Here is a 25,882-nt window from a genome sequence, read left to right as displayed (position 1 = left end):
ATCCTTTATAATTCAGCCACTAAATTTAGTGCACTTTTAATTACCTGATGCATATCATAGTATTTATATTCAGCTAGTCTTCCACCAAAAATAACATTTGTATCTTTTGCTAATTTTCTATACTCTTTATATAAATTCATATTTTTACTATCATTAATCGGATAATATGGTTCGTCTCCTAAACACCAATTTTTAGGGTACTCTTTACTAACAACAGTATGAGGTACATCAACTGGATCAAAATGTTTATGCTCAATTATACGAGTAAAAGGAATTTCTCTTTCAGTATAATTAATTACAGCATTTCCTTGAAAATTCTCAATATCAAGAACTTCATGTTCAAATTCTAAAGATCTATAGTCTAGAGTTCCTAACTGATAGCCAAAATATGAATCAATAGGACCTGTGAATATAACGTTTTCCGCCATATCATTATAGGCTTCTATTTCTTCTAGATAATCTACATTTAAACGAACTTCAATATCTCCAAGAAGTTTTTCAAATAATCTAGTATATCCCCCAATAGGTATTCCCTGATAATTATCAGAAAAATAATTGTTGTCATATGTAAAGCGGACTGGCAAACGATTAATGATGAAAGAAGGTAACTCTCTTGCAGCACAACCCCATTGTTTCTCAGTATAACCTTTAATTAAGGTTTCATACATATCACGACCCACTAGAGAAATGGCTTGTTCTTCTAAGTTTTCAGGTTCCTTTCCATCCATTTCAGCACGTTGCTTTGCTATTTTGCTTTTTGCTTCAGCGGGAGTTATAACCCCCCACAACTGATGAAACGTATTCATATTAAATGGTAAATTAAACAATTTCCCTTTATGTATAGCTAAAGGTGAATTTGTAAATCGGTTAAAAGGAACTAATTCGTTCACATAATTCCATATTTTCTTATCATTCGTATGAAAAATATGAGCGCCATATTGATGAACTTGAATACCATTTTCATTATAAGTGTAAGCATTTCCTCCAATATGATTCCGCTTTTCAAGAATCAGTACTCTCTTTCCTTTTTTCTTTAGTTCATAAGCGCATACAGCACCAAAGAAACCCGCACCTACAATTAGATAATCGTATTTTTTCATATTCCCTCTATTTAACACTTTTTAATCAAGTTTAATCTCAAATATATAACTTGATTCTGCAACTATTGGAAGAATATTCGTCATCTTAAATAAGATAGATAAACATAACAAACCTTACAAAAATCAACTATAGACAACAAGAAACAATTAATAAAACTTAATCTTTTAAATCATAAAGTTACAACCACACCAACTCTAGGTAAAGCACTCGACATTCATATTCATATTCATATTCATAAGGTTAATTTATATATACCGAACATGGTTTTATCTAACATTATAGCTCTATGATAAATAACTTCCACACCAAAAATTAAACGATGTGGCTACGTGCAGATAAATAGATCTAATAACTCTGTAATTATAATATAACTCTCTTCCCTCCCCATCCTGAATCAGCCCTTTGCTCTAGCCCATTTTCAAACTTTGTAGTAAAATTACACAAAGTTATTTATTCGAATTTATTAAGTTATTGACGAGGAACACCTTTATGTCAGCTAAAAAGCCTATGGCTCTAGTTATTCTTGATGGTTACGGTCACCGTGAAGCTCAAGCAGATAACGCAATCACAAACGCAAACACTCCAGTTCTTGATGGCCTAATGGCTACTCAACCAAACACACTAATTTCTGCATCTGGTATGGACGTTGGCCTACCTGATCGTCAAATGGGTAACTCTGAAGTTGGTCACACTAACATCGGCGCTGGTCGTATTGTTTATCAAGATCTTACTCGCATCACTAAAGCTATCTCTGATGGTGAGTTCCAAGAAAACGAAACACTAGTTAACGCTATCGACAAAGCAGTTAAAGCAGATAAAGCTGTTCACATCATGGGTCTTATGTCTCCAGGTGGCGTTCACTCTCATGAAGATCATATCTACGCAGCAGTAGAAATGGCAGCGGCACGTGGCGCAGAAAAAATCTACCTACACTGCTTCCTAGACGGACGTGATACTCCACCTCGTTCAGCTGAAAACTCTCTGAAAAACTTCCAAGAGCTATTCGCTAAACTAGGCAAAGGCCGTGTTGCTTCACTAATTGGTCGTTACTACGCAATGGACCGTGATAACAACTGGGATCGCGTACAAAAATCTTACGAACTAATGACAGAAGCAAAAGGTGAATTCACTTTTGATACTGCTGTTGAAGGTCTTGAAGCGGCTTACGCTCGTGAAGAAAGCGATGAGTTTGTACAGGCAACTGAAATCAAAGCAGAAGGCGAAGAATCAGCAGCAATCGTTGATGGCGATGCAGTTATCTTCATGAACTACCGTGCTGACCGTGCTCGTGAAATTACACGTGCATTCGTTCCTGATTTCGATGGTTTCGCTCGTAACGTATTCCCAGAAATCGATTTTGTGATGCTGACTCAATACGCAGCAAACATCCCTCTTCTTTGTGCGTTCACTCCAGCGTCTCTAGAAAATACTTACGGTGAGTGGTTATCTAAAGAAGGTAAAACTCAACTACGTATTTCTGAAACTGAAAAATACGCACACGTTACTTTCTTCTTCAATGGCGGCATCGAAGACGAATTTGAAGGCGAAGAACGTCAACTGGTTGCTTCACCAAAAGTAGCGACTTACGATCTACAACCTGAAATGAGCGCACCTGAGCTGACTGAGAAATTAGTTGCGGCAATCAAATCTGGTAAGTACGACGCTATCGTTTGTAACTTCCCTAACTGTGACATGGTTGGCCACACTGGCGTATACGAAGCTGCAGTTAAAGCAATGGAAGCACTAGATGAGTGTATCGGTAAAGTCGTTGAAGCTATCAAAGAAGTTGATGGTCAAATGCTTATCACAGCCGATCACGGTAATGCTGAAATGATGATCAACCCTGAAACAGGTGGCGTTCATACTGCTCACACTAACCTTCCTGTTCCTCTTATCTACGTTGGTAGCAAGGCAGTTGAGTTTAAAGAAGGCGGTAAACTGTCTGATCTAGCTCCTACTATGCTAGCGCTAACTGATACAGCGATTCCTGCTGAGATGTCTGGTGAAGTTCTTTTTAAGTAAGAAAAGAGCAGGGACGAGAGGCGAGGACGCTTCGCTCGAGAAGCGAGGAAGATCAAAAGCAATCATCCTGAATCCTTTGAGGGAGCTTGCCACCGATCTGAATCCTTGTTTTTCTAGTCTCTGAACATAATCAAATGCCCACAGGTTTTATAGCCTGTGGGCATTTTTGTTTTAGTCAAAAAAAGTTCAGATCGCTTCGCTGGCAGAATTCAGAGGTGGTTGTTGAAATAACCGCGATCACAATATAGCTCCTCCTCTTTATCGATATAGTCACTTGACTAAAAATATCAATATAAGGGGAGGCTGGGAGGAGTTGGTTATATATAACTAGAAACTATGCGAAAAACTAGGTTTCAGGACGCTTCACTTGCAGGATTCAGGGGTGTGCGCTGGACTAATCACGCCAAAGAAGGTTCTCCCCCTTAAATACTAAAGTAATGAGATCGAAAGAATCAATACAAGGGGGAGTTAGAGGGGGTTGGTTACAACATACTATCGTGATTCAGATAAACTAAACTTCATCACTAACAACCCCTCCTAACCTCCCCCTTATATCAAGATTACTAATCTCAATAATGTATCGTTCAAGGGGAGGAACTGTATTGCGAATGCTATTACCACCACGATCACCTCTGAATTCTGCAAGCGAAGCGATCTGAACTCTGCTCTGCTTTTCCTGAATCCTGAAACCTCGCTTTTGATCTTACTCGTCCCTCGAGGACAAAGTCTGTCCTCGTCTCTCGTAGCGAAGCGCCCTACTCTTATCGTTTCTAGCTCTCCCCCTCCAACAAACTCAACAACATTACCGGATCTAACGTTTTACTGGTTGAGCTTGCCGACAATACTTGATCTGCTAAATCTCGTTTATCATGATGCAGAGCGATAATCTTCTCTTCAATGGTATTTTTTGTTACCAAGCGATAAACCGTCACTGGCTTTTGTTGGCCCATACGATAGGCACGATCACTGGCTTGATCTTCTACTGCCGGGTTCCACCACGGATCAATATGAATCACAGTGTCGGCTTCGGTTAAGTTTAATCCTGTACCACCGGCTTTCAAACTAATCAAAAACACAGCGTTTGTGCCATCTTTAAACGAATCAATCGCCGCCTGACGTTGTTTAGTAGTTAACTTGCCATCCAAATAACTGAAACCGATATTTGACTCTGTTAACTGAGCAGAAAAACGTTTCAAAACCCCAACAAATTGACTGAACACCAACACTTTATGGTCACCATCCAACGCCTCTTCAATCAAGCTCTGCGCTTCAGATAACTTGGTACTCTCTTCTCCTTTCATAGAGTCAAACACCAAGCTAACATCACAACAGATCTGACGTAGTTTTGTTAATGCCGCAAACACCTCAACCACACCGCGACTTGATTCACTTTTTAAATTCGCTAATGATTCTTTTCGTACCGCTTCATACGCGGTTCGCTCTTTATTGGAGAGTTCAATATGGTGAACGACTTCTGTCTTCGCTGGTAATTCCGTCAGTACTTCTACTTTAGTACGACGCATAATAAACGGACTCACTAAGGTCTTTAATCGCAACATATCTTGTTCTTGCTTCGCTGCTTGTGCGTATTTAGAACGGAACGATTTAAGATCGCCAAGTAATCCAGGATTCAAGAAAGAGAACAAACTCCATAGCTCAACCAAATGGTTCTCTACTGGGGTTCCCGATAACGCAAAGCGATGCGCGGCTTGCAAACCAAACACTACTTTTGAGCGTTTTGTTTGCGGGTTCTTAATTTGCTGCGCCTCATCCAATACCGCACAATTCCAATCAATTTCATTTAAAGTTTCAGCTAATCGCGTCACCATGCCATAACTCATCACGACCACATCATTGGCACCTGCGGCATTAATAGTGGCAATACGATCACTGCTCGCCTCTAAATCAATCATGGTTAACTGTGACGTAAAACGCTCGGCTTCTTGCGCCCAATTGGTTAATACCGATTTAGGGCACACCACCATACTTGGTCCCTGCTCACGATAATGGCTCAACAACGTTAAGCCTTGCAGTGTCTTACCTAAGCCCATGTCATCCGCAAGACACGCACCAAAACCATGTTGAGATAGATGCGCCGCCCACTCCACACTCTCTTTTTGGTAATCACGCAATGGCAATAATAAATCGGCATCTAGCTCAGGCTTCACTCGCCACTCTTCCACCAAGTTATCCCACGCATCATCACTATTGGCCGACATCGACTCCACCAGTTTTTGCAGTGGATACGCCATACGTTGGTCAACCAATTGATCATCATCGACCAGACTGTCAATCAAGCTTAGTTGGCGACGCAGCTGCTCTGAGATTAATAGCGTCAATGAAGAATTATCAGCACTGACAAAACCCGTACGGTGATGTGCCAACAACTGACGTAAATCCATCTCTAAACTGCTATCAATATGAACGCGTCCATCGACTTCAAACCAATTCTGCTTTTGGTTAATCGACATTGAAAAATCATCAACCCCAATCACCTTCACTTGTTGGCTGTCGGCTTTCCAGTGCAGGTTTGCACCCAACTCACCATCAATTTGAGTAATAAACGTTAGCGCCGCCTCACCTTCAATCTGCCAAATAAAATTCTTATTCTTAACGAGGCCTAATTCAACGACCAGTGCGTTAGCTTGACGTTTCTCACTGACAAGATCACGTTGATACCACACACCATCAAAACCACTTTCCCACTCGCTGCCTTTTCCTGGCGTCCAGCTAACATTGTTATCGCTAGAACCAAACTCAATCGCCACATCCAAAGACGCGCCATTCCAAGCAAGCCATAACTGAGGCTCAGCCACACTATCACCCCGAGTCACTGTCCCTTGCTGTTTATCTATATCAAACCAATGCACCTGCTCACCCAATACCGCCACTAACTCTGCGGTTTGGGTTACTGGAAAATGCGGGTCCCGAACTCTTAACTCTTCTAAAAAATCAGTCAGCTGCTCAGGTGCATCAATGAAAGAGTAGATACCACCACCAGAGTGATATAACCAAGGTTGAGCGCAAGTCTGTTGGTGATAATAAGGATAAACCTCAAACGCCAACTCATCTCCTACCGAGCGCCATACCAACAGCGGGGTCTCTCGATAAAACGACACTTGGTCGCCATGATGATCATACAAATTATCGGCATCACATAACGCATGAGCGACAGTTCGGGTGACTCTTGAGCTACTATCTCCCCAATCCATACCATCATAAGCCGCGGCAGAAAGGATCGCGGTATCACTTGGGCTGAGTATCTCTTTGTGTTTATGATTAAACTTATCCAGAGCCACTTTGCGTCCCTGAGTCCAACCTCGTCTATTTTTCGCCTGTATTTTGGCATTCACCTTCATAGCCAACGGCTCTAACTGCCAAATCAAACGCTCTTTATTGGCAACTTCAGTATTTAGTACCCCATCAATGCGCGTTAGCCACTGCTGCCAAGGAGAAGATACAAGCAGTAACGGATTGCTTTGGTCCACCAAGCGAGCCAAGGCGTGTTTTGCTATTTTCGCCAGCGCAAAATCATCAGGAAGTTCAAGTAAAGTAGTTACCGCAGGGTTATTAGCCAATGTCATTAAGCCAACCCACACATCAGCATTATCACGTACACGATAAGCGACAATTGACTCAATCAACATTCGGCCCCACGCCACTTTACCGTTCTTCTGAACTAGAGACATAAGCCAACGATCAGGATTGTCAAAATACCGAGCTAACACCGCATCACTCGCCGTAATAAAATCTACCGAGCGTTGCCAATATTGAGGAAAATCTTGACCCGCTTGTTCAAGAGCTAAATTTAGATTCTCTTTTGTTTTGTTTAATAAAGAAGGGTCTAACACGCTCAACAAGGCTAGATCGCACAGTTGAGTAAAGGAGAGCTTTTGAATATCGAGTTCATAAACACTTTCTCGATGACGAAGATAACTACTATCAAACTGCGGCGCTGCCAAGAAGTGTTCTTTATCTATCTCTGGAGAGAAACACCATTCATCAAACACCACATTAACTTTAAGGTAATTGACGTTCCAATTCTCACTCTCTGCTAACGCTGCGGTAAATTCAGCATGATGATCGCTTCCGGCCTGCATATTCGGTCCACAAAGCAAAGTTGCATAGAGTTCAAGATAATCAGAAGGTGGATGAGAAAGCATGGGTAAACTCACAGATAAATGGTTTATGACTCTGTGAGAGTAAAAGAAGTGTAAGGGGAATGCAATTTGATTAGGGAGGAATAGTGGAGAGCAAGGACTTAGGGTTCAGATCGCTACGCTTGCAGGTTTCAGGGGTATGCGTTGAACGAACAGCACCAAAGAAGGTTCTCCCCCTTAATCGCTATAGCTATGAGATCGACATCGTCAATACAAGGGGGAGTTAGAGGGGGTTGGTTACACCATATTATCGTGATTCAGATAGATTCAACCTCATCACTAACAACCCCTCCTAGCCTCCCCTTATATCAACATTACTAATCTCAATAATGTATCTATCAAGGGGAGGAACAGTACTGTGATTACTAAAACTACAACGATCACCCTTGAACCCTTTAAGGGAGCCTGCGACCGATCTGAACTCTGCTTTTAATACCCTTTCGGATTATTCGACTGCCAGCGCCACGTATCCGCCGTCATATCATCAAGAGACAACTTAGCCTCCCACTTCAACTCTTCGCGCGCTTTTGCAGGGTCAGCCCAACACTCGGCAATATCACCAGGACGGCGAGGGACGATTTGATACGGAACTTTAGCGCCAGAAGCTTTCTCAAACGCAGCGACCATTTGAAGAACACTGTTACCATTACCAGTACCCAAGTTATAAATATGCAGACCTGCTTGTTGACCTTTGTGCTCTAACGCAGCTAAATGACCATCAGCCAAATCAACAACATGAATGTAATCACGAACACCAGTACCATCAACGGTTGGATAATCATCACCAAAAACTGATAAGAACTCACGACGGCCAACAGCAACTTGAGAGATAAATGGCATCAAGTTGTTTGGGATCCCTTGAGGATCTTCACCCATGGTGCCTGATTTATGAGAGCCAACCGGGTTAAAATAACGAAGCAACGTCACACTCATTTCAGGATGTGCTTTTTGAATATCAGTTAGACACTCTTCAACCATTAACTTACTGCGGCCATAAGGATTGGTTGCTGAGGTTGGAAAGTTTTCATTAATTGGCGTAGAAGCCGGATCACCATAAACCGTAGCAGATGAACTAAATACAATACTGTTCACGCCCGCTTTACGCATCGCTTCTACCAATACCAAGGTACCCGATACATTATTATCGTAATACATGATTGGCTTTTCAACCGACTCACCTACTGCTTTCAAGCCAGCAAAGTGGATCACACTATCGATTTGGTTTTCAGCAAAGATGGTTTCTAGAATTTGAGGATCGCGAATATCACCTTGGTAAAATTTAGGTTTTACCCCAACCAAAGCTTCAATGCGATCAAGCACCACTGCTTTACTGTTGTATAAGTTATCCAAAATGATCGGCGTTAAGCCCGCTTCAATCATTTGTACACATGTATGGCTACCGATGTAACCCATTCCGCCAGTGACTAATATGTTCATGTTGTTCTCTATTTTTAATTATTAATGATAGAAAGAAGAGCCTATACGCTGTGCTAACTAAAAACTAGGTTTCAGGACGCTTCGCTTGCAGGCTTCAGGGGTACTCGCTTTTGATCTTCCTGAAACCTGAGACCTGAATCCTGAATCCTACGCTTTTACTCTAGTATTTATTCTCAACCACTTCAATAAACTCAGCAATCGACTCTTTCGGCAACACATTAATTCCCGCCGCCGCTTCACGTCCACCACCAGTTTCAAACGAGCTACAGATCTGACCCGCACCTTGCTTATTATTCAATGGTGCTCGCAATGACACCATATATGTTCCATCCGTATTTTGCGTTAATACCGCATGAGCAGAATCAGGAGATTGATTAGCCAAAAGGTTACCATAAACACCGCTAATACGACGTGCCCATGCTTCATTTGGTAACTTAAATAAACCTAATTTCTCACTTTTGTGCTGCGCTTCAATCGCCAACGCATTATCCATATCGGATTGATACGCTGCTTGCAGTTGATAAAAAGGCGATGCTTTATCGGCAATCACATAAAAAGGAGATGAGTATTGTAATAACGCTTGGTATAACACTGCTGGGTCAAAATGCAGATCATCCATCTTTGCCCCATAGCCATTATAGTTGATTAAAGTACCCAACTCTTTTAGCTGTGATTTTTGTTCAACAGATAAACCGGCAACGTCTGCCAACTCATCGGCTTTAGCAATCAAATTATCACCGTAAGCAGCGGTAATCGCCCACTCATGAAACTGACCATTCAGTAATTTATCAACAATTAACGCAGTACAAGTATTGGCATCTAAATCGATATGAGCCGATAGATTCTCGTGATCAGGAATATCACCCGCACGATGGTGATCGGCATAAAACACCTCAGCGCCAGAACGTAAAGCAAGCTCTAGACCTACCATGTTCTTTTCCATTGAGATGTCTAATACAGTGAGCTTATCACCCGCTTTGGCATCCACTTTAGCCACCAAGTTGATGTCACGTTTAACGCCAGTGATTAGAGCTGATTCTTGAGGGGTAGCCAGACGAATCTGAAGAAGTGCGATGATGCCATCAGCATCACCGTTGAAGATGTCGTAGTTCATGAAAATCCTTTTTTAAGAACGGGAAGAGCGGTCTTATGGTCCTACGGTCCTGATTGAGAGTCAAGGTTATAAATAATTTGAGACTATACGCTTTGCTAACTAGAAACTAGACCGCTTCGCTCCTATAAAATCAAAAGCAAAAGCTAGAATTCAGATCGCTACGCTAGCAGAGTTCAGAGGCACTTTTTTTTGATCTTCCAGAAACCTGAATCCTCACTTTACTCTTCAAAAAAAAAGCGAACACAACCAAACCAGTCATATCCGCTTTCTTTAAAGTCTGTGCCCGCTTTTGATCTTATAGTCTTTAGTTAGTCTCACAACGATTACTTCTGAACTCTGCAAGGGAGCTTGCGACCGATCTGAATTCTGCTCTTGCTCTTAATCACTACCAAATAAATCGCGGGTATAAACCTTACCCTCAACATCTGCCAGCTCTTCCATCATACGGTTCGATACAATCACATCAGACACTTGCTTAAATTCATTCAAATCTTCAATCACACGAGAATTAAAGAAATTAGCTTCTTTAAGTACTGGCTCATAAACCACCACTTCAATACCTTTGGCTTTCAAGCGCTTCATGATCCCTTGAATCGAAGAGGCACGAAAGTTATCAGAACCCGCTTTCATGATTAAGCGATAAATACCTACAACTTTAGGATTGCGCTTCATAATAGAATCAGCCACAAAATCTTTACGTGTACGGTTAGCATCAACAATCGCACCAATAATATTATTTGGTACTTCTTGGTAGTTTGCTAACAACTGCTTAGTGTCTTTTGGTAAACAGTAGCCACCATAACCAAATGATGGATTATTGTAGTGATTTCCAATACGAGGGTCTAAACCAACGCCTTCAATAATCTGACGAGCATCTAGGCCATGAGCTTCAGCATAAGAATCTAACTCATTGAAATACGCGACACGTAAAGCAAGGTAAGTGTTAGAGAACAACTTCACCCCTTCAGCTTCGGTTGAGTTGGTCAGCAATACTTCAATATTTTCTTTAATTGCACCTTGAACAAGCAAGTTAGCAAAGACTTGAGCACGTTCAGATTGTTCACCAACAATAATACGAGATGGGTGCAAGTTATCAAATAGCGCACGACCTTCACGTAAAAACTCAGGCGAGAAAATAATATTGTCACAACCTAATTCTTGTTTAATGCGTTCAGTATACCCAACAGGAACAGTAGACTTAATCACCATTACTGCATGAGGATTAATCGCTATTACCTCTTTAATCACAGCTTCAACTGAGCCAGTATTAAAGTAATTAGTCGCAGGGTCGTAATCTGTTGGTGTTGCAATCACCACATACTCAGCATCTTTGTATGCGAACTCTTTATCGAGAGTCGCTATCAAGTTTAATTCTTTATTAGCAAGAAAGTCTTCAATCTCAACATCTGAAATTGGCGATTGCTTGTTATTAATTAACTCAACCTTTTCAGCTATGATATCAACCGCAATCACTTCATTATGCTGCGCGAGTAATACCGCGTTTGATAAGCCAACGTAACCTGTACCTGTAATCACAATTTTCATTATTATTAGTCCTGTAGAGAAAATTTATCTTAGGGGATTATAAGGTAGAAAGGGCGGAGATGCGAGAATAGAGGATGCTACGCTCGAGGGGCGAAGAAGAGCGAAAATCAAAAGATAGAGTTCAGATCGCTTCGCTGGCAGATTTCAGATGTGGCCGCTAGTAGTACAGCGTTTACAATACAGCTTCTCCCCTTTATCGATATAACGAATTGATCAACCATATCAATATAAGGGGAGGTTGGGAGGGGGGGATAAACGACTAAAAACTAGGCCCAGGACGCTGCGCACAAGGTTTCAGGTATAACCGCTTTGAACTTCCTGAAACCTGAATCCTCGATTTTTCTCTTCCTCACCTCTCACAGCAAAGCATCCTGCTCTTCAACCTTCCAAACCAAATCACCGATCCCATCAACTGGCGAAAATCCAGTCGGCGCATCTAAAAGCAACTGACGAATACCTTCATGATCAAAATCATGACAAGCTGTATCTAATTTATTTAGCAAAGCGTTGTATTCATCTAATGATAAAAACTCTTCTTGTGCTGTCATAATTCGCTCATGAGCTGTTGAACCTACATTGTCACCAATTAACAATTCTTCATACAGTTTTTCACCAGGGCGTAAACCAGTGTAGTGAATTTCAATATCACCATATGGGTTGGATTCATCTTTCACTTCCAAACCTGAAAGGTGAATCAGATTTTTAGCTAAATCGACAATCTTAACTGATTCGCCCATATCAAGAACAAATACATCCCCCCCTTTACCCATAGCCCCTGCTTGAATAACCAATTGAGCGGCTTCGGGAATGGTCATAAAGAAACGAGTTATTTCTTCGTGAGTAACGGTAATTGGTTCACGGTTTTCAATTTGACGCTTAAATACCGGAACAACAGAGCCAGATGAGCCTAATACATTACCAAAACGCACCATACAAAAACGCGTTCCTGCACTTGCGTCTTTTGCACGGATCTTATTTTGCTGCTCTGCCAACGCCTGTAACCCAAGCTCTGCCATACGCTTGGTTGTACCCATGACATTAGTTGGACGAACCGCTTTATCAGTTGAGATTAAAACAAATGACTCTACTTTTGCCTTAATCGCGGCACGAGCAGTATAGTTGGTACCAAAGACATTATTACGCACACCTTCAACTACGTTATACTCAACCAGGGGTACATGTTTATAAGCGGCTGCGTGATATACAGTTTGAACTTTAAAGCTTCCCATCACTTTAGATAAACGATTAATACGCTGAACAGAACCAAGTAATGGAATAATTTGAATACCTAAGTCCTCTGCTTCAACAAGTAAAGATAACTCTCTATCAATTTGATACAAACCAAACTCAGATAATTCGAACAAGACTAACGCTTTTGGCTTATTACGAATAATTTGGCGACATAGCTCAGAGCCAATAGAACCACCAGCACCCGTTACCATGACCACTTTATCTTTAATGTTCGCTTCCATTAAGGCTTGCTGTGGGGCAACAGGATCACGCCCTAATAGATCATCTATAGACACATTTTTTAGCTCATCAATACTAGCGTTACCAGCCACAATATCAGACATTTCAGGAACAGTAAGAACTTCTACCGGTAACAAAGAGATAGTATCTAATACTTCTTTACGGCGACGACGCGATGCACTGGGTATCGCTAGTAATATCTGCTTTACATTATGTTTTGCAATGATTTTTTCTGCATCTTCTGTGGTATAGACATACAACCCCATCATCATAGTATTTTGCAATGTGACATCTTCATCAACAAAGCCAACCACTTTATGTGTTTCTGATTGGCGTAGTGCTAACGCTAGTTGGCGACCAGCACTGCCCGCTCCATAAATTAATACTGGATTACCCGCCTTATTTGACGACTGTGCAACTAAACTTCGAACAATAAGACGACTACCACCAACACTAATAGCTAAAAAAGCCCCATAAATAATAGGAACAGAGCGTGGAAGTTCAGCATCAAACCAAAATGCCAAACCCGCCATCGAAATAGCAGATAACGCAGTACCTAACCCGACTAAAGCAAGCACATGTAAACCTAAGTATCTTAATACTGCTCGATATAGGCCTAACTTTGTAAAAATCAGCAAGGTAATAATAACGGTACTAACTAAAACATACTGGCCTTCCACTGAAGGTAAGGCCTCAACCTTTCCAATACGAACCCAATAAGCACCAAGAAAAGAAAGAGCAATAAAAAATAAATCAATAACTAAGCTGATAAGGCGTTTTTTATAGCGAGAGAGGGACCAAATGACGTTTAAATTAGACATAATAACCGTTTATGTTTTTATAAGAAAAATTATCAAAGTGAAAGATAGGATTAGATACAAAAAATCCCAGAAGTTATAGTGAATAGATCACTGCTCTGGGATTTTAATTTTTTTCACGCAAATTATTTTACAGCATCACCTGAGCCACTACCTGTTGCTGTCATGATAATGTACTTGAAATAGTCTTTAATCGTTAATGTATCGATCATCTGCTTATCAGTTTTTGCTAGTAACTCAGGCGTTGACATATCAATATTCTGAACTTGAGCCAAGCCGGTTACACCCGGTAAAACATTATACACGCCTAGCGCGTCACGCTCACTAATCAGTTCTTCTTGGTTGAATAAATTTGGACGCGGACCAACTAAACTCATTTCACCTTTCACAACATTGATTAATTGCGGTAGCTCATCAATTTTAGTTTTACGCAAAAATCCACCAAGCTTTGTGATGGAAGCATCGCTCGCTAAATGACTGGCCACCGATTTTGTCTCAACTGACATGGTACGAAATTTAATTAGCTTGAAGGGCTTTTTATTACGACCTACACGTTCTTGAACGAAGATTGGTGAACCAGTATCAAACATCCCTATAATGACGACAATTAAGAGAACAGGCCATAAAAATAATAAGCCCAAAAAAGCAGCTAAAAAATCGATTATTCGTATCATTAATTCTTTCCTTGTTGTTCTGTTATGTAATTAGCTGTTTCTTTAAATCCATCTTCTAACGATTGTAGAGGCATCCAACCAAGAGTTTCTTTCGTATATTGAATATCTACCTGCAAAGACCCAGTTAACCGATCAATTACATCTGATTTTCTGATCAGCTTTCCAACTAATTTATAACACCAAAGAGGAACCGGTAATTGCAATGTTGACTTATCAAGAGCTTTGGCCATTTGTCTAACCATTTCTGATGTCGAAACGTCATGATCATCTGATACCAAAAAGACTTGATTAACCGCATTAGGGTGGACAATACATGTCTTTATCAAATCGACTAAATTAGTAACAGAAACTAGACTTCGTTTATTACTATTTATGCAACCGAAGGGTAAAGGTAAACCTTTGCAAGTTAACTTCATTAAAGAAGCAAAATTAGCTTTAACTCCTGCACCATAAACAAGTGTTGGCCGAATAATAACAACTTCTAACCCAGTTTCTGCAGCTAATGCTAAAAGTTGCTCTTCAGCTTCAGACTTGGATTGCCCATAAAAATCTTCTGGTTTACGTTTATCCGCATAAGTAAATGGGTGCCCTGGAATTGACGATTCACCATTCACTTTGATGCTGCTAACAAAGATAAACCTCTTAACCCCTGCATTGACCGCTTGCCTTGCAAGATTAATGGTACCTAATGTATTAACTTCTCGATAGGCACATAAAGGGTTTTCTACCGAGTCGCTCATTACATGAACCCTCGCTGCGAGATGAATAACAACGCTGACACCGCTTAAAGCTATCGAATAATCAGTATCTCTATCGATTCCAGCCACAATAAATTGATGTGATTCTAAGTTCAAAGGCTTCTCACGTCCAAGACCCACAATCTCGTCACAAGGAAAGTGCTCTAAAAGCTTAGTGCCAACAAAGCCAGAAGCTCCAGTTACTAATATCGTCATTACTCGCTTACCATTAATGATTCATATATTTCTAAATGTCTTATAACAACATTGCTGACATCAAACTCGTTTACAGCATATTGCCTTGCTTGTAACCCCATTCTAATCCGCTTATCTTCATCAAGAAGTAAAACCATCAATGCTTCACTAAGTGCTTCCGCATTTTTGATAGGCACTAGTAAGCCAGTTTCTTCATTGATAATCGAATCTCTACAACCTGGATTATCAGTAGTCACAATTGAACGTCCGCAAGCAGCCGCCTCTATGAGCACTTTAGGCACCCCTTCACCATAAAATGAAGGCATCGTTACAATATGAGACTGAGCGAATAATTCAGGAATATCATCACGATGACCAAGAGCAGTTATAACCCGCTGCTCTACCCAAGTATCGACTTCTTCTTGCGATACCGAATTAGGGTTTTCTAGGTCAACACTACCTATCAACCAAAAATCGATATTTGAATGTTTTTCTTTAATGAGTTTAGCGGCTTCAACAAATTCATAGACGCCTTTTTCTTTAAGTAAGCGACAGGCCATGGATACTATTTTTTTAGGACCCACAGGTTCTGTCTGGTAACGATAAACAGAAAGATCGGCACCAGACCCTTTAATCAAAGTCCTATCTGTTTTCGATAACTTTACAATTTCAGATAAAATGGTTTGATCGGAAGTGTTTTGAAAGATCACGACTTTACGTTTATTACGAAGAGCAAACTTGTACATTAATGAAACCAATAGCTTCGTCATTTTTGCCCTAAGAGTCTCCGCAGTAAACACATAACCTAATCCGGAGATCGCTGCGACAAAAGCTGGCGGACTTTTAATACTCTGCAAAGCTAGCCCTGTATAAATTACAGGCTTTATTGTTATCGCATGTACAACATCGACCTCAAGGCTCTTTATCACTCGACGAATGGAAGATATTGCATGGAACTCCCCTTTTATTGAACTTCCGCTTCTTGAAAAAGCAATGCTATGGCAAGTAATACCTAATTCTTCGAGTTGAGATTTCTTATCTGTGAAAGAACAAGCAAGATGTACATCATAACCATCCGCTATCGCTTGTAATGCAATAGGGAGACGATGGGAGATAAAAAACCAATCAACATTGACAACAAACAGTATTTTTTTCATTTACTTATAAAACTCTTTATACCAACTCACAAACTCTGATACACCCTCTCTTACTCCCACCTTCGGCGTATAACCTGTTGCCGCAAACAAGTCTTGAGTGTCGGCATAAGTTTGGTATACATCTCCAGATTGCATTTCTCTGAAGTTTTTCTTCGCTTCAATGCCCAGTTCATCTTCAATCGCCTTAACAAAGTCCATTAATTTTATTGGCGAGCCGTGACCAATGTTAAACACCGCATAAGGCGCAGAGCTGGTTGCTGGAGAGCCTGCCTCTACCGTCCAATCGTTATCGCGCATTGGTACTACATCTGCGATACGTACAACGCCTTCAACAATGTCGTTTACGTGAGTAAAATCACGCCACATATCACCATTGTTGTTGATATCAATGGTATCGCCATCAAGGATCTTCTTAGTGAAGATAAAAGGTGCCATATCAGGGCGGCCCCACGAGCCATACACAGTAAAAAAGCGCAAGCCTGTGGTTGGGATGTCATATAAATGAGAATAACTGTGAGCCATCAACTCATTCGACTTCTTGGTCGCGGCATACAATGAAACAGGATGATCCACCGAATCTGACGTTGCAAACGGTGTTTTAGCATTCAACCCGTATACTGAACTTGAAGAGGCATAAACCAAGTGCTTCACTTTATTGTGACGACACCCTTCAAGAATGTTCAAATGACCGACTAAGTTTGAATCGGCGTAGGCATGTGGATTTTCAATAGAATAGCGAACCCCAGCTTGCGCGGCTAAGTGGATCACTTGATCAAATTGCTCAGCCTTAAATAACGCAGCAACACCATCGAGATCGGCAATATCTAACTGAACCAGTTTAAAATTGGTATGCTGAATACGCACTAGACGCGCTTCTTTCAAAGCTACATCGTAGTAGTCATTCAGGTTATCAACACCAACAACCTTATGGCCTTTCGCAGTCAATTGATCTACCACAGCACTACCGATAAAGCCCGCAGCGCCCGTTACCAAATACTTCATTTTTTATTCCTTAGTCTGAACCAAATAAGTCACGCGTGTACACTTTGTCTTTTACATCCGCCAATTCTTGAGCCATGCGATTTGAAACAATAACGTCACAGCCTGATTTAAACTGCTCAAAATCCGTTAATACTAATGAGTGGAAGAACTCTTTATCTTTAAGCTCTGGTTCAAACACCACGACTTCAATACCTTTTGCCTTAAGACGCTTCATAATACCTTGAATACTGGAAGCGCGGAAATTGTCAGAGCCTGACTTCATCACTAACCGGTAAATACCGACACGTCTTGGGTTTCTTTTAATAATAGAGTCCGCAATAAAATCTTTACGTGTGGTATTAGAGTCCACAATCGCACCAATAATATTGTTTGGTACATCAGAGTAGTTGGCACGCAATTGCTTAGTATCTTTTGGTAAGCAATAACCACCGTAACCAAATGAAGGATTGTTGTAGTGCGAACCAATACGAGGGTCTAAACTTACCCCATCGATAATTTGGCGCGTATCTAACCCATGAGATTCTGCGTAGGTGTCTAGCTCATTAAAATAAGCGACACGAAGTGCCAAGTAGGTGTTAGAGAACAGCTTTACGGCTTCGGCTTCTGTTGAGTCGGTATACAGGATTTCAACGTCTTTTTTAATAGCCCCTTCTAACAACAAGTTCGCAAAAACTTGAGCACGCTCAGATCGTTCACCCACGACAATACGAGATGGGTGTAGGTTGTCGTATAAGGCTTTGCCTTCACGTAAGAACTCAGGAGAAAACATGAGATTTTCACACTCTAGCTCTTGTTTAATGCGCGCAGTATAGCCCACAGGCACGGTCGACTTAATAACCATCACCGCGTTTGGATTGATAGCCATCACGTCTTTAATTACCGCTTCAACTGATGATGTATTGAAGTAGTTAGTTTCAACATCGTAATCTGTTGGTGTAGCGATAATCACAAATTCCGCATTGAGATAAGCTAACTCTTTATCGAGTGTTGCAGTGAAGTTTAATGGCTTGTTCGCCAAGAAATTTTCAATTTCAACGTCAACGATTGGAGATAATTTGTCATTCAGTAATCTCACTTTTTCTTCGATAATATCGACTGCGACAACAGCATTATGCTGTGATAATAACATCGCATTTGATAAGCCTACATAGCCTGTACCGGCAATTGCAATTTTCATTTTTGTAACCAGTTATCAATGTATAAATTAATAGAACCCCGTTTTCCATAACGGTTCGATAGATATCACTGGGTTCCCATATAAGTTCAAGGCTCACGTATAAGTTGCTCACGTCAAACGAATGAACATTTTTCAACCAAGCACTAGCTTTCCTTTGTACTCACCATTCACGAATAATTTCATTTGAGCTCAGCTTACGCTGTCATTACTTTTACGTTTCTTCAGTAAATTAAGCTATATGACGAAAACGTGCGAAGTTTTGCCCACTATTTCCAAGTAACACTTGGCATTCATCTTCTCGTATACTGACATCTAAAGACCAATGCATCGACTTTAATACCCTAATGACCACGAACAGAATGAGCAAAGCTCTCCGTATCTAGCTCAGCGGAGCTGATATAATAACGAATACTTACTTTTTTGCTTTATCGCCACCTACCATTCGATGTGAATCCGCAAACCAAGTATTTTTAATTCAGGCTATTCCACTTTTTTAGAAATACATAAAATCACACACTCATGATGAGTTAGTAATGATTTTTAAATCTCTCACCTAGATTTATGAAAAAATGGTATTTTATACATGCGTTGTCACAGCTCAATAGGATATTTAACGCTACACGAAACGTATTCAGAAAAACAAAAAAAGTGGCTTAGAAAATATCAAAAAACTAGAACATTATAGAAATTCAAATTCAGTATAAAAGTAAATATTTTTATAACTCCTCATACAAGGTCACGTACTTTTTGTTAACTTCTTCTTGACTAAATTTTAACTGAATTTCCTTTGAAATTTTATAGCTTAATAATAACCTTTCCTCTTCGCTTATTCGACAGTAAGTATTTAAAGCCTCAAGGTAATTGACTGGTGTTAAGTCCTTAATAAGAATACCATAAGAATTTAGTAAAAGAGATGTATCTCCGACTGAGGATGCGATAGGAAAACATCCACACGCCATGCTTTCAGCTAGAACATTGGGGAAACCTTCCGTATAGGATGTTTGACAATATATATTATTTTTTTGCATAGTTAACTCTATTTGATCTTTTTCCTCGTATAGTTCTAGTGAAATCCTGTTATCAAACTTAGTTTTATCCAATGAAACTAATGATTTATTCCTTGTAACCCCTCGACCGACTACAACAAAAACAAAAGATACTTCTTTTGGGAAAATAGATATTTTTTCATTACAAGCAGCAATAACTCCAGCTAAAAGGTCATAGCCCTTTTCTTTAACATCTCTCCCAATAGTTCCAATCCTAATTATTTTTGGAGATTTATTTATTTGGATATCTTTAATGCAGAATCGATTATCGTTGACTGCATTAGGAATCCAAATAAAGCGAGATTTCTTGTAGCCAAAGCTAACATGTGAACTTATGCCGCTGTGGGCACAACATATAATTGGTACAGGTAGTATTATTGAAAAATAAGCCCCTAACTTTGCAAATAATCTGTTTTTTCCTTTCGGTATTTCAGTTCTTCTAACGTTAGTAACAACCTTCTGCTTTCCCAAAGATAAGATATAAACGACTAATACCACAATATTTGATAAGTAAAGCCAGCCTTGCAATACAGCTGCTTTTTCATTTTTTATGAAGAAAAATAATTTTAAAAATTCAAAGACAAAATTATATTTTGTAAAATTAAATTGGACTAGATTGACTTGTCCTTTAATTTCCTCACACAATGGTGTAAATTCATTTGACAGCGTACATATAACATGGTTTTCACAATTAGTTCGCGCTATTTGCACAAGCTGTTTCTCCGCTCCACCAGTAGAAAGGGAGTTTATTATATGAACAATTTTCATCGACCAACTCCAAATATAATGTTAACTTTATTTTTTATTTGTTCTGCGACAAAAGTATCTGAAATGTGTGTGGTATGAATATTATCTCGAAAATAACTATTACCTTCAAAATTCGATGTTTGACAAGATGTAGATCCACAAAATATCTCAAATGGATGAATTACAATTACATTGCTCGATTGATACTTAGCGAAATAAGATATTGCTTCTGAACGCTCTTTTCTTCCCTGAGAAACTTCTAAACGCTTAACTGCTTTTTGAATATCTTTTTCACTAATAAACATCGAAGGCTGGATCCTATCAGTTCCATCAATTTCAATATGCTGGCCAATAATGACCACTTTTTTAGATATTTCCTTATAATAACTTAGTGTGTTACTTATATACTCATCCCAACGATCAAGTTTTTTTTCGCTTATATTTGTAAGAAGCTGACCATCATATCCAGCCCAATATTGGGAAAATACAATTAAATCATACTTATTCTCTATAGAGAACACATACTCGTTTAAAGATTCACACGAAATACCTGAAACCTTATCTAAAAAGTCTATTCCTTTTAAAATTACACAACCTCCCCTTGTTACCATTGATATTTGATTACCTTTCAATCCTAACGCTTGACTGATAGGATTTATATACTGCTGAAGGACAGAGTCTCCTACGAAAAGTACTTTTTTATATTCACTTTCTAGTATTCCATTTTTATAGTTTTTATAAAAAGAAGGTTCAATATTTTTAAATTGATTTAATGCAGTAGAGTTAAATAGATACCTTTGAGGAAATCCCTGAGATTTTGCAAAAAAATACCCAGATAATGCTACTAACATTAAAAGTGAGCATGATAAAATGATATATCTACCTTTTGATAGACTTTTTTTATTAATTTCTTTTGCTTTTTTCTCTACCACCTCAAAAGAAAATATAGCAAGAGCTAATGATATTAAGAAAGCAAAAATTGTTGTCATAATATTTACTTCAAAATGCCTTTTAATAAATACCAGAACAGGTTGGTGAAACAAATACAATGGATATGAAACTAAACCGATATAAACTAGTATTTTATTATTAAGCATGCTTTTTTTATTATAGATAATGACAAAACCAGATAACACACATACAAGTAAAGCAATTGCACCTGGAAAATGAAAGCTCTTATCAATAAAAAATGCGATCGCCAATAAAGAAGTAACAGATAAAATATACAATACACGTGATGAATGCTTTACATTATACAGAGCCAATACACAACCAAAGAGCAATTCAAAAAATCGATATTGTGGTAAATAATAAACACCTTTAGTTTTAGTCCAAGCCCCGAAAAAACCGATGACTAAAAAAATAACAAATAAGAACCAGACTCCCCTCTTTAAAAAGTTTAGCTTAAATAATATTAATGCAATTATCGGGAAAACCAAGTAAAACTGCTCTTCAACAGCTAACGACCAAAAATGTATTAATGGATTATTAGCAGCCCCTCCAGTAAAATAATCAACTCCTTGTGCAAACCAAATGTTTGATAAGCCTACTGCAGAGAAGAATATATCTTTTCCAAAATAATCAAGTTCTCTTGGGGAATACATAAGCACTACATATAATAGTATAAAGGCATAGAGAAATAAAATTGATGGGAATAACCGAACGACTCGACGAGAATAAAACTTTCTAAATGAAAACTTATTATTTGCCATCTCAAATACAATAATTGAAGTAATCAAGTATCCACTGATAACGAAAAATATATCTACGCCTATAAAGCCACCAGTTAAATAACCAGGAAGATAATGAAATACAATAACTAGTAAAATAGCAAGTGCGCGCATCCCATCTATTTCGGACCTATAATCTAACTTTTTCACTTTTAACTTTCTCTTTAAATTTATTTATTTTTGAAAAGAATTTCATCACTGGAGTCAATATAGAAAACTTTCGCTCCTTAGCATCAATGACAATCTTATCATTATGTATATTAAACGAATGCAAACCATATTTATCTTTGGAATCAATGCCTACTTTTGAATAAATAACTTCTTCATAATCATCAAGATTTAAAATCGTTATCTCATTAAAAACAATAGACTTTCCATAAAATTCAGAACAATCTTGACTTACTCTATAAAGACTTTCGTTGATAGATACAATACTTCCAGCATTACGACCCGTTACATTTGAAATCGCGATAGGAGAGCAATTATGTTCAATGTAAACACCATCTAACTCTTTAGAGTAATATAGATGCTGCTCATAGATATTTGACTGATTCTTAACAGAAACAAAGAGATAAAAAATATCATTAGATTCAAAGATAATCGAGTCTTTAGCAGATATACCTTTGAGTAAAGTGCTTTTATATTGAAAGTCATTAAATTGTTCATCTAATTGGTATAATGTTAATGTATTATTATCTGACGTTTCTGGTAAACAATAATACTTCCCATCATTGACTATAATATGCGGAAAAGATTTATGCCCATTCGAGTTATTTATACTAGAAAAGATATCTTTAAATTCACCATTAAATGTACAAGCGGATAACCGTCCAACTCCACTCCATAAATTCATTCTTTCATATGCAATAAGTACTTCGCCTTTAATACACAAAAAAAATGGATCAGCTTGGTAATGATCCTTGCCAAAATTTAACCAGTTGACTTTTGAATCACTAATAAAATTATTACTAAGAATAGCTTCTAATTCCCGTTTATCTAAAAGTCCAATCCTCCAAGAATCATAAAAGAATAGTTTTATATATATACGTTTAATTAACTTTCGCATTTATCTTCCTTTCGATATCAATTAACACGTATTTAAAGAATTCCAAATCTTTACCATGAGGATCCTTTACTGAGTCTATTGATAGCATTTTTATATCACTTACCCCAATAGATTTTGCTATTAAAAAACACTCCAAATCCATCGCTATTACAGTAATATTTATATATTTATTTTTATCAAGCGTTGATGAACGATGATTAATCATGTTTGAATCAAATTTATTCAATAATAGCATTTCATAGCTCATCATCCTATTAGATTTCTCCTTAGGTAAATATCCTGAAGAACTAACATTTTCATAACCTAATGATTTTAAATAATACTCGGCATAGGCACTTCTATTAATATTCCCTTTGCACAAAAACATATAAGCAGTCTCTTTTTCAAACTGCTCAACACATTTGATCCGATCAACAATAAAGTTATGAAAATATCTGCTCCCTATTTTAGGTAATAATTGTTTTTTTTTATTTAAAAATAATCTAGTTAATACCAGGAATTGATATATCATCGGGTATGGATCATATATTGACTCCACATCAAACCGTTCATTGCCTTTCATAATTCGAATAGGTGCAGTAATGAGATTTAATATATTTCTAAAAGAAATATTTTTAACATTCCACTTAAAATCCTTGAGTAAATGCCGAGCCCAGACTTGTTTATATATATCAGGTATAAGAACTTTACCGTAAAAGCAATTTATAAGATTCTTAACAATTTTATGACCAGAGAATTCCGTAAGAGATAAAGACCCCCAAAATCTTGGGTTTATTTCAATTAAGTAATATCCATGTTCGGTAGCTAATAACTCCACCATTAGAACACCTGACCAATTAAGCTCTTTGACGATTCTACATATAATATTGTTTAGCTTTGGGTTTAACTCTTTTTCACTTTTTCGGTAGGAAGAGCCTCCTCCATCTTTAGGTTCATGTACTCGGATATTGGTACTTACAGACTTAATATCTCCTTTAAAAGCTAAAACATTTATACCTAAACCATAACCTTTTAATTGTTTTTGACATAATACATTTACAAAGGGAATATGATCGGAAATAAAATTAAACTTTTTCATTTGATTAGTTATTTTTTTTACATTTAACTTCTTATAAACACCATGATCTAATACGGTACTTAAACGAGGCTTAAAGTATGTATATTCTGAGAAATCTACGTCATTCATGTCATCAAACTTAGTGATGAGCATAGTTGGGGGGAATTTTAGATGTACATCATCACATAACGATTTAATTGAGTATTTATCAACAGCCTTATAATAACTTTCAGGCTCAGGAGAAAGTAACTTGAATTCGGAAGATAGCTCATAATAGTTATTTATAATGAATAATGCATTTACATCATCTATTGGTAATATTGTCGTAATTTTAAGTTTCCTAAGTATTACCAATAGCTCCTTAATCCCTTCGTTATTCACATCAAAAAAGATGCTTTCGGTAACATGTTTTGAAACACAAGATAATGATTTATTCTGATCACTTCTAAATACATATATTTTATTGACCTTATTTCCCAACTGTCTCACTACGGTAAGACCAGCTCGATCATTACTACCCAATATTGCTATATTCACTACGAATCCTTATTATTAAATATTTTGTACACTTTGCTAGCCCTCTTATCCCAAGTATAATTATGAACTAGCTTATCGTATGAGTTATTAACAATTTCATCATATAATATACTATCATTGCGAATTTTATCTATTGCTTCTATCCATTCCATTTCATTTTCAGGATCAGCAAAAATACAACAAGTATCGTCTAATACTTCTTTTAGCACGCTAATATTAGATGCGATTATTGGCCTTTTATATGACATATACTCAAACATTTTTAACGGTGATGTATAACTTCCAATATCTCTTGTGTCTTTTGTAGTGCCGTTACCCCAAACTTTATTTTGATTAGGGAGTAAAAATACATCCGTATAACTAACTATATTAAAAATCTCACTTTGGTTTTTATAACCATGAAAAACTACATTTTTAAGGTTAAAGCTCTCAATAAGCTTCTCAATCTCTTTATTATTCCCACCTATTATATTTAGTTTAACTTTTTCAGGTAGCTTCCAAGAAAGCTTCTCTAACAGTTCAAGTCCTTTTCCTTTATTAAAAGACCCAATATAAGTTAGAGTAAAATCATCAACTTTACCTTTTCTAATAATTTCTTTTTCTGGTACATCGGCTCCATCAGCTAAAACTATGTGTTTATTTTGATGAACAGCCAAATAAACAGAAGATAAGCTTTTTGTGATGAACACGGTTCCAATATAGTTATTTTTTTTCACCATCCATAAATAAATATAACGTTTAACCCTACTACTAAGCACATGGGTATCATGCACTTCATAGATAGTTTTTTTTCCAATAAAAGCCATTAATAACGCGCCAATAAAATTCCTGCTTAAAATGCAATCGCTTTTTGAATTTAGAACAAGAATTAAAACCTTAAATAGATAAATCAACTGCCATAACTGGTTATTCCAAACACTAATCTCTGATATTTTATGGTTGAGGCTTTGCTCTATTGCATATTTCCGGTTAATTTCAATCGTTTTATATTTTCTATTAGTTCTGTTTGGACAATAAAGATCTATAAAACTAAAATATTTAGAAAGGGCACTTGTCATTTTTATTACATGTATATTATTTGCGGAAGTAG

General features: G+C 38.0%; 17 protein-coding genes. 1 reads left to right on the top strand and 16 read right to left on the bottom strand.

Features of this window, described 5'->3' with window-relative positions; translation table 11 throughout:
- Positions 1-5: 5 nt before the first annotated feature.
- A complete protein-coding gene (gene glf / locus AC2INI_RS00840; RefSeq protein ID WP_486305142.1) occupies positions 6-1,100 on the bottom strand; it encodes a UDP-galactopyranose mutase in 1,095 nt (364 codons plus the stop codon).
- A gap of 490 nt (positions 1,101-1,590) precedes the next feature.
- Here glf and gpmM point away from each other — a divergent pair, with 490 nt between their 5' ends.
- Positions 1,591-3,123: a 2,3-bisphosphoglycerate-independent phosphoglycerate mutase gene (gene gpmM, locus AC2INI_RS00835; RefSeq protein ID WP_486305141.1), complete on the top strand. Its 1,533-nt coding sequence runs from the start codon at positions 1,591-1,593 to the stop codon at positions 3,121-3,123.
- A gap of 770 nt (positions 3,124-3,893) precedes the next feature.
- On the opposite strand, the gene AC2INI_RS00830 is transcribed toward gpmM, so the two are convergent.
- From AC2INI_RS00830 to AC2INI_RS00760, 15 genes are all read right to left on the bottom strand, one after another.
- Positions 3,894-7,286, bottom strand: a complete 3,393-nt coding sequence (locus AC2INI_RS00830) for a DEAD/DEAH box helicase (protein WP_486305140.1) — start codon at positions 7,284-7,286, stop codon at positions 3,894-3,896.
- A gap of 426 nt (positions 7,287-7,712) precedes the next feature.
- Positions 7,713-8,720 carry a UDP-glucose 4-epimerase GalE gene (galE, locus tag AC2INI_RS00825; RefSeq protein WP_486305139.1) on the bottom strand — a complete coding sequence of 336 codons (1,008 nt, stop codon included), beginning with the start codon at positions 8,718-8,720 and terminating at the stop codon, positions 7,713-7,715.
- A gap of 160 nt (positions 8,721-8,880) precedes the next feature.
- Positions 8,881-9,834: a DHH family phosphoesterase gene (locus tag AC2INI_RS00820; RefSeq protein ID WP_486305138.1), complete on the bottom strand. Its 954-nt coding sequence runs from the start codon at positions 9,832-9,834 to the stop codon at positions 8,881-8,883.
- Between the two features lie 378 nt (positions 9,835-10,212).
- Positions 10,213-11,379: a nucleotide sugar dehydrogenase gene (locus tag AC2INI_RS00815; protein ID WP_486305137.1), complete on the bottom strand. Its 1,167-nt coding sequence runs from the start codon at positions 11,377-11,379 to the stop codon at positions 10,213-10,215.
- A gap of 356 nt (positions 11,380-11,735) precedes the next feature.
- Positions 11,736-13,670 (bottom strand): polysaccharide biosynthesis protein, encoded by a 1,935-nt coding sequence (locus tag AC2INI_RS00810; protein ID WP_486305136.1) that lies wholly within the window; start codon positions 13,668-13,670, stop codon positions 11,736-11,738.
- A gap of 122 nt (positions 13,671-13,792) precedes the next feature.
- Entirely contained in the window at positions 13,793-14,341 is a 549-nt protein-coding gene (locus tag AC2INI_RS00805) for a sugar transferase (protein WP_486305135.1), read from the bottom strand.
- A complete protein-coding gene (locus tag AC2INI_RS00800) occupies positions 14,341-15,294 on the bottom strand; it encodes a UDP-glucose 4-epimerase family protein (RefSeq protein ID WP_486305134.1) in 954 nt (317 codons plus the stop codon). Before AC2INI_RS00800 ends, AC2INI_RS00805 begins: the two co-directional genes overlap by 1 nt.
- Positions 15,294-16,430: a glycosyltransferase family 4 protein gene (locus AC2INI_RS00795; protein WP_486305133.1), complete on the bottom strand. Its 1,137-nt coding sequence runs from the start codon at positions 16,428-16,430 to the stop codon at positions 15,294-15,296. Before AC2INI_RS00795 ends, AC2INI_RS00800 begins: the two co-directional genes overlap by 1 nt.
- Positions 16,431-17,432 (bottom strand): NAD-dependent epimerase, encoded by a 1,002-nt coding sequence (locus AC2INI_RS00790; protein ID WP_486305132.1) that lies wholly within the window; start codon positions 17,430-17,432, stop codon positions 16,431-16,433.
- 10 nt (positions 17,433-17,442) lie between these two features.
- Complete coding sequence (locus AC2INI_RS00785) at positions 17,443-18,609, bottom strand: nucleotide sugar dehydrogenase (protein WP_486305131.1); 1,167 nt, start codon at positions 18,607-18,609, stop codon at positions 17,443-17,445.
- A 716-nt stretch (positions 18,610-19,325) separates the two neighbouring features.
- Positions 19,326-20,423 carry a glycosyltransferase gene (locus AC2INI_RS00780; RefSeq protein ID WP_486305130.1) on the bottom strand — a complete coding sequence of 366 codons (1,098 nt, stop codon included), beginning with the start codon at positions 20,421-20,423 and terminating at the stop codon, positions 19,326-19,328.
- Positions 20,420-22,282, bottom strand: coding sequence for an acyltransferase family protein (locus tag AC2INI_RS00775; protein ID WP_486311218.1), 1,863 nt, complete (start codon positions 22,280-22,282; stop codon positions 20,420-20,422). Before AC2INI_RS00775 ends, AC2INI_RS00780 begins: the two co-directional genes overlap by 4 nt.
- A complete protein-coding gene (locus AC2INI_RS00770) occupies positions 22,263-23,198 on the bottom strand; it encodes a glucosamine inositolphosphorylceramide transferase family protein (protein WP_486305128.1) in 936 nt (311 codons plus the stop codon). The genes AC2INI_RS00775 and AC2INI_RS00770 overlap by 20 nt, the downstream gene beginning before the upstream one ends.
- Positions 23,182-24,792, bottom strand: a complete 1,611-nt coding sequence (locus AC2INI_RS00765) for an ATP-grasp domain-containing protein (protein WP_486305127.1) — start codon at positions 24,790-24,792, stop codon at positions 23,182-23,184. The genes AC2INI_RS00770 and AC2INI_RS00765 overlap by 17 nt, the downstream gene beginning before the upstream one ends.
- Positions 24,792-25,850: a glycosyltransferase gene (locus tag AC2INI_RS00760; RefSeq protein ID WP_486305126.1), complete on the bottom strand. Its 1,059-nt coding sequence runs from the start codon at positions 25,848-25,850 to the stop codon at positions 24,792-24,794. Before AC2INI_RS00760 ends, AC2INI_RS00765 begins: the two co-directional genes overlap by 1 nt.
- Between the last annotated feature and the right edge of the window lie 32 nt (positions 25,851-25,882).

Source organism: Aliivibrio friggae (assembly GCF_057368515.1).
The sequence above is the reverse complement of the archived record's forward strand: the minus strand, read 5'-3'. Positions and strand labels throughout refer to the sequence as shown.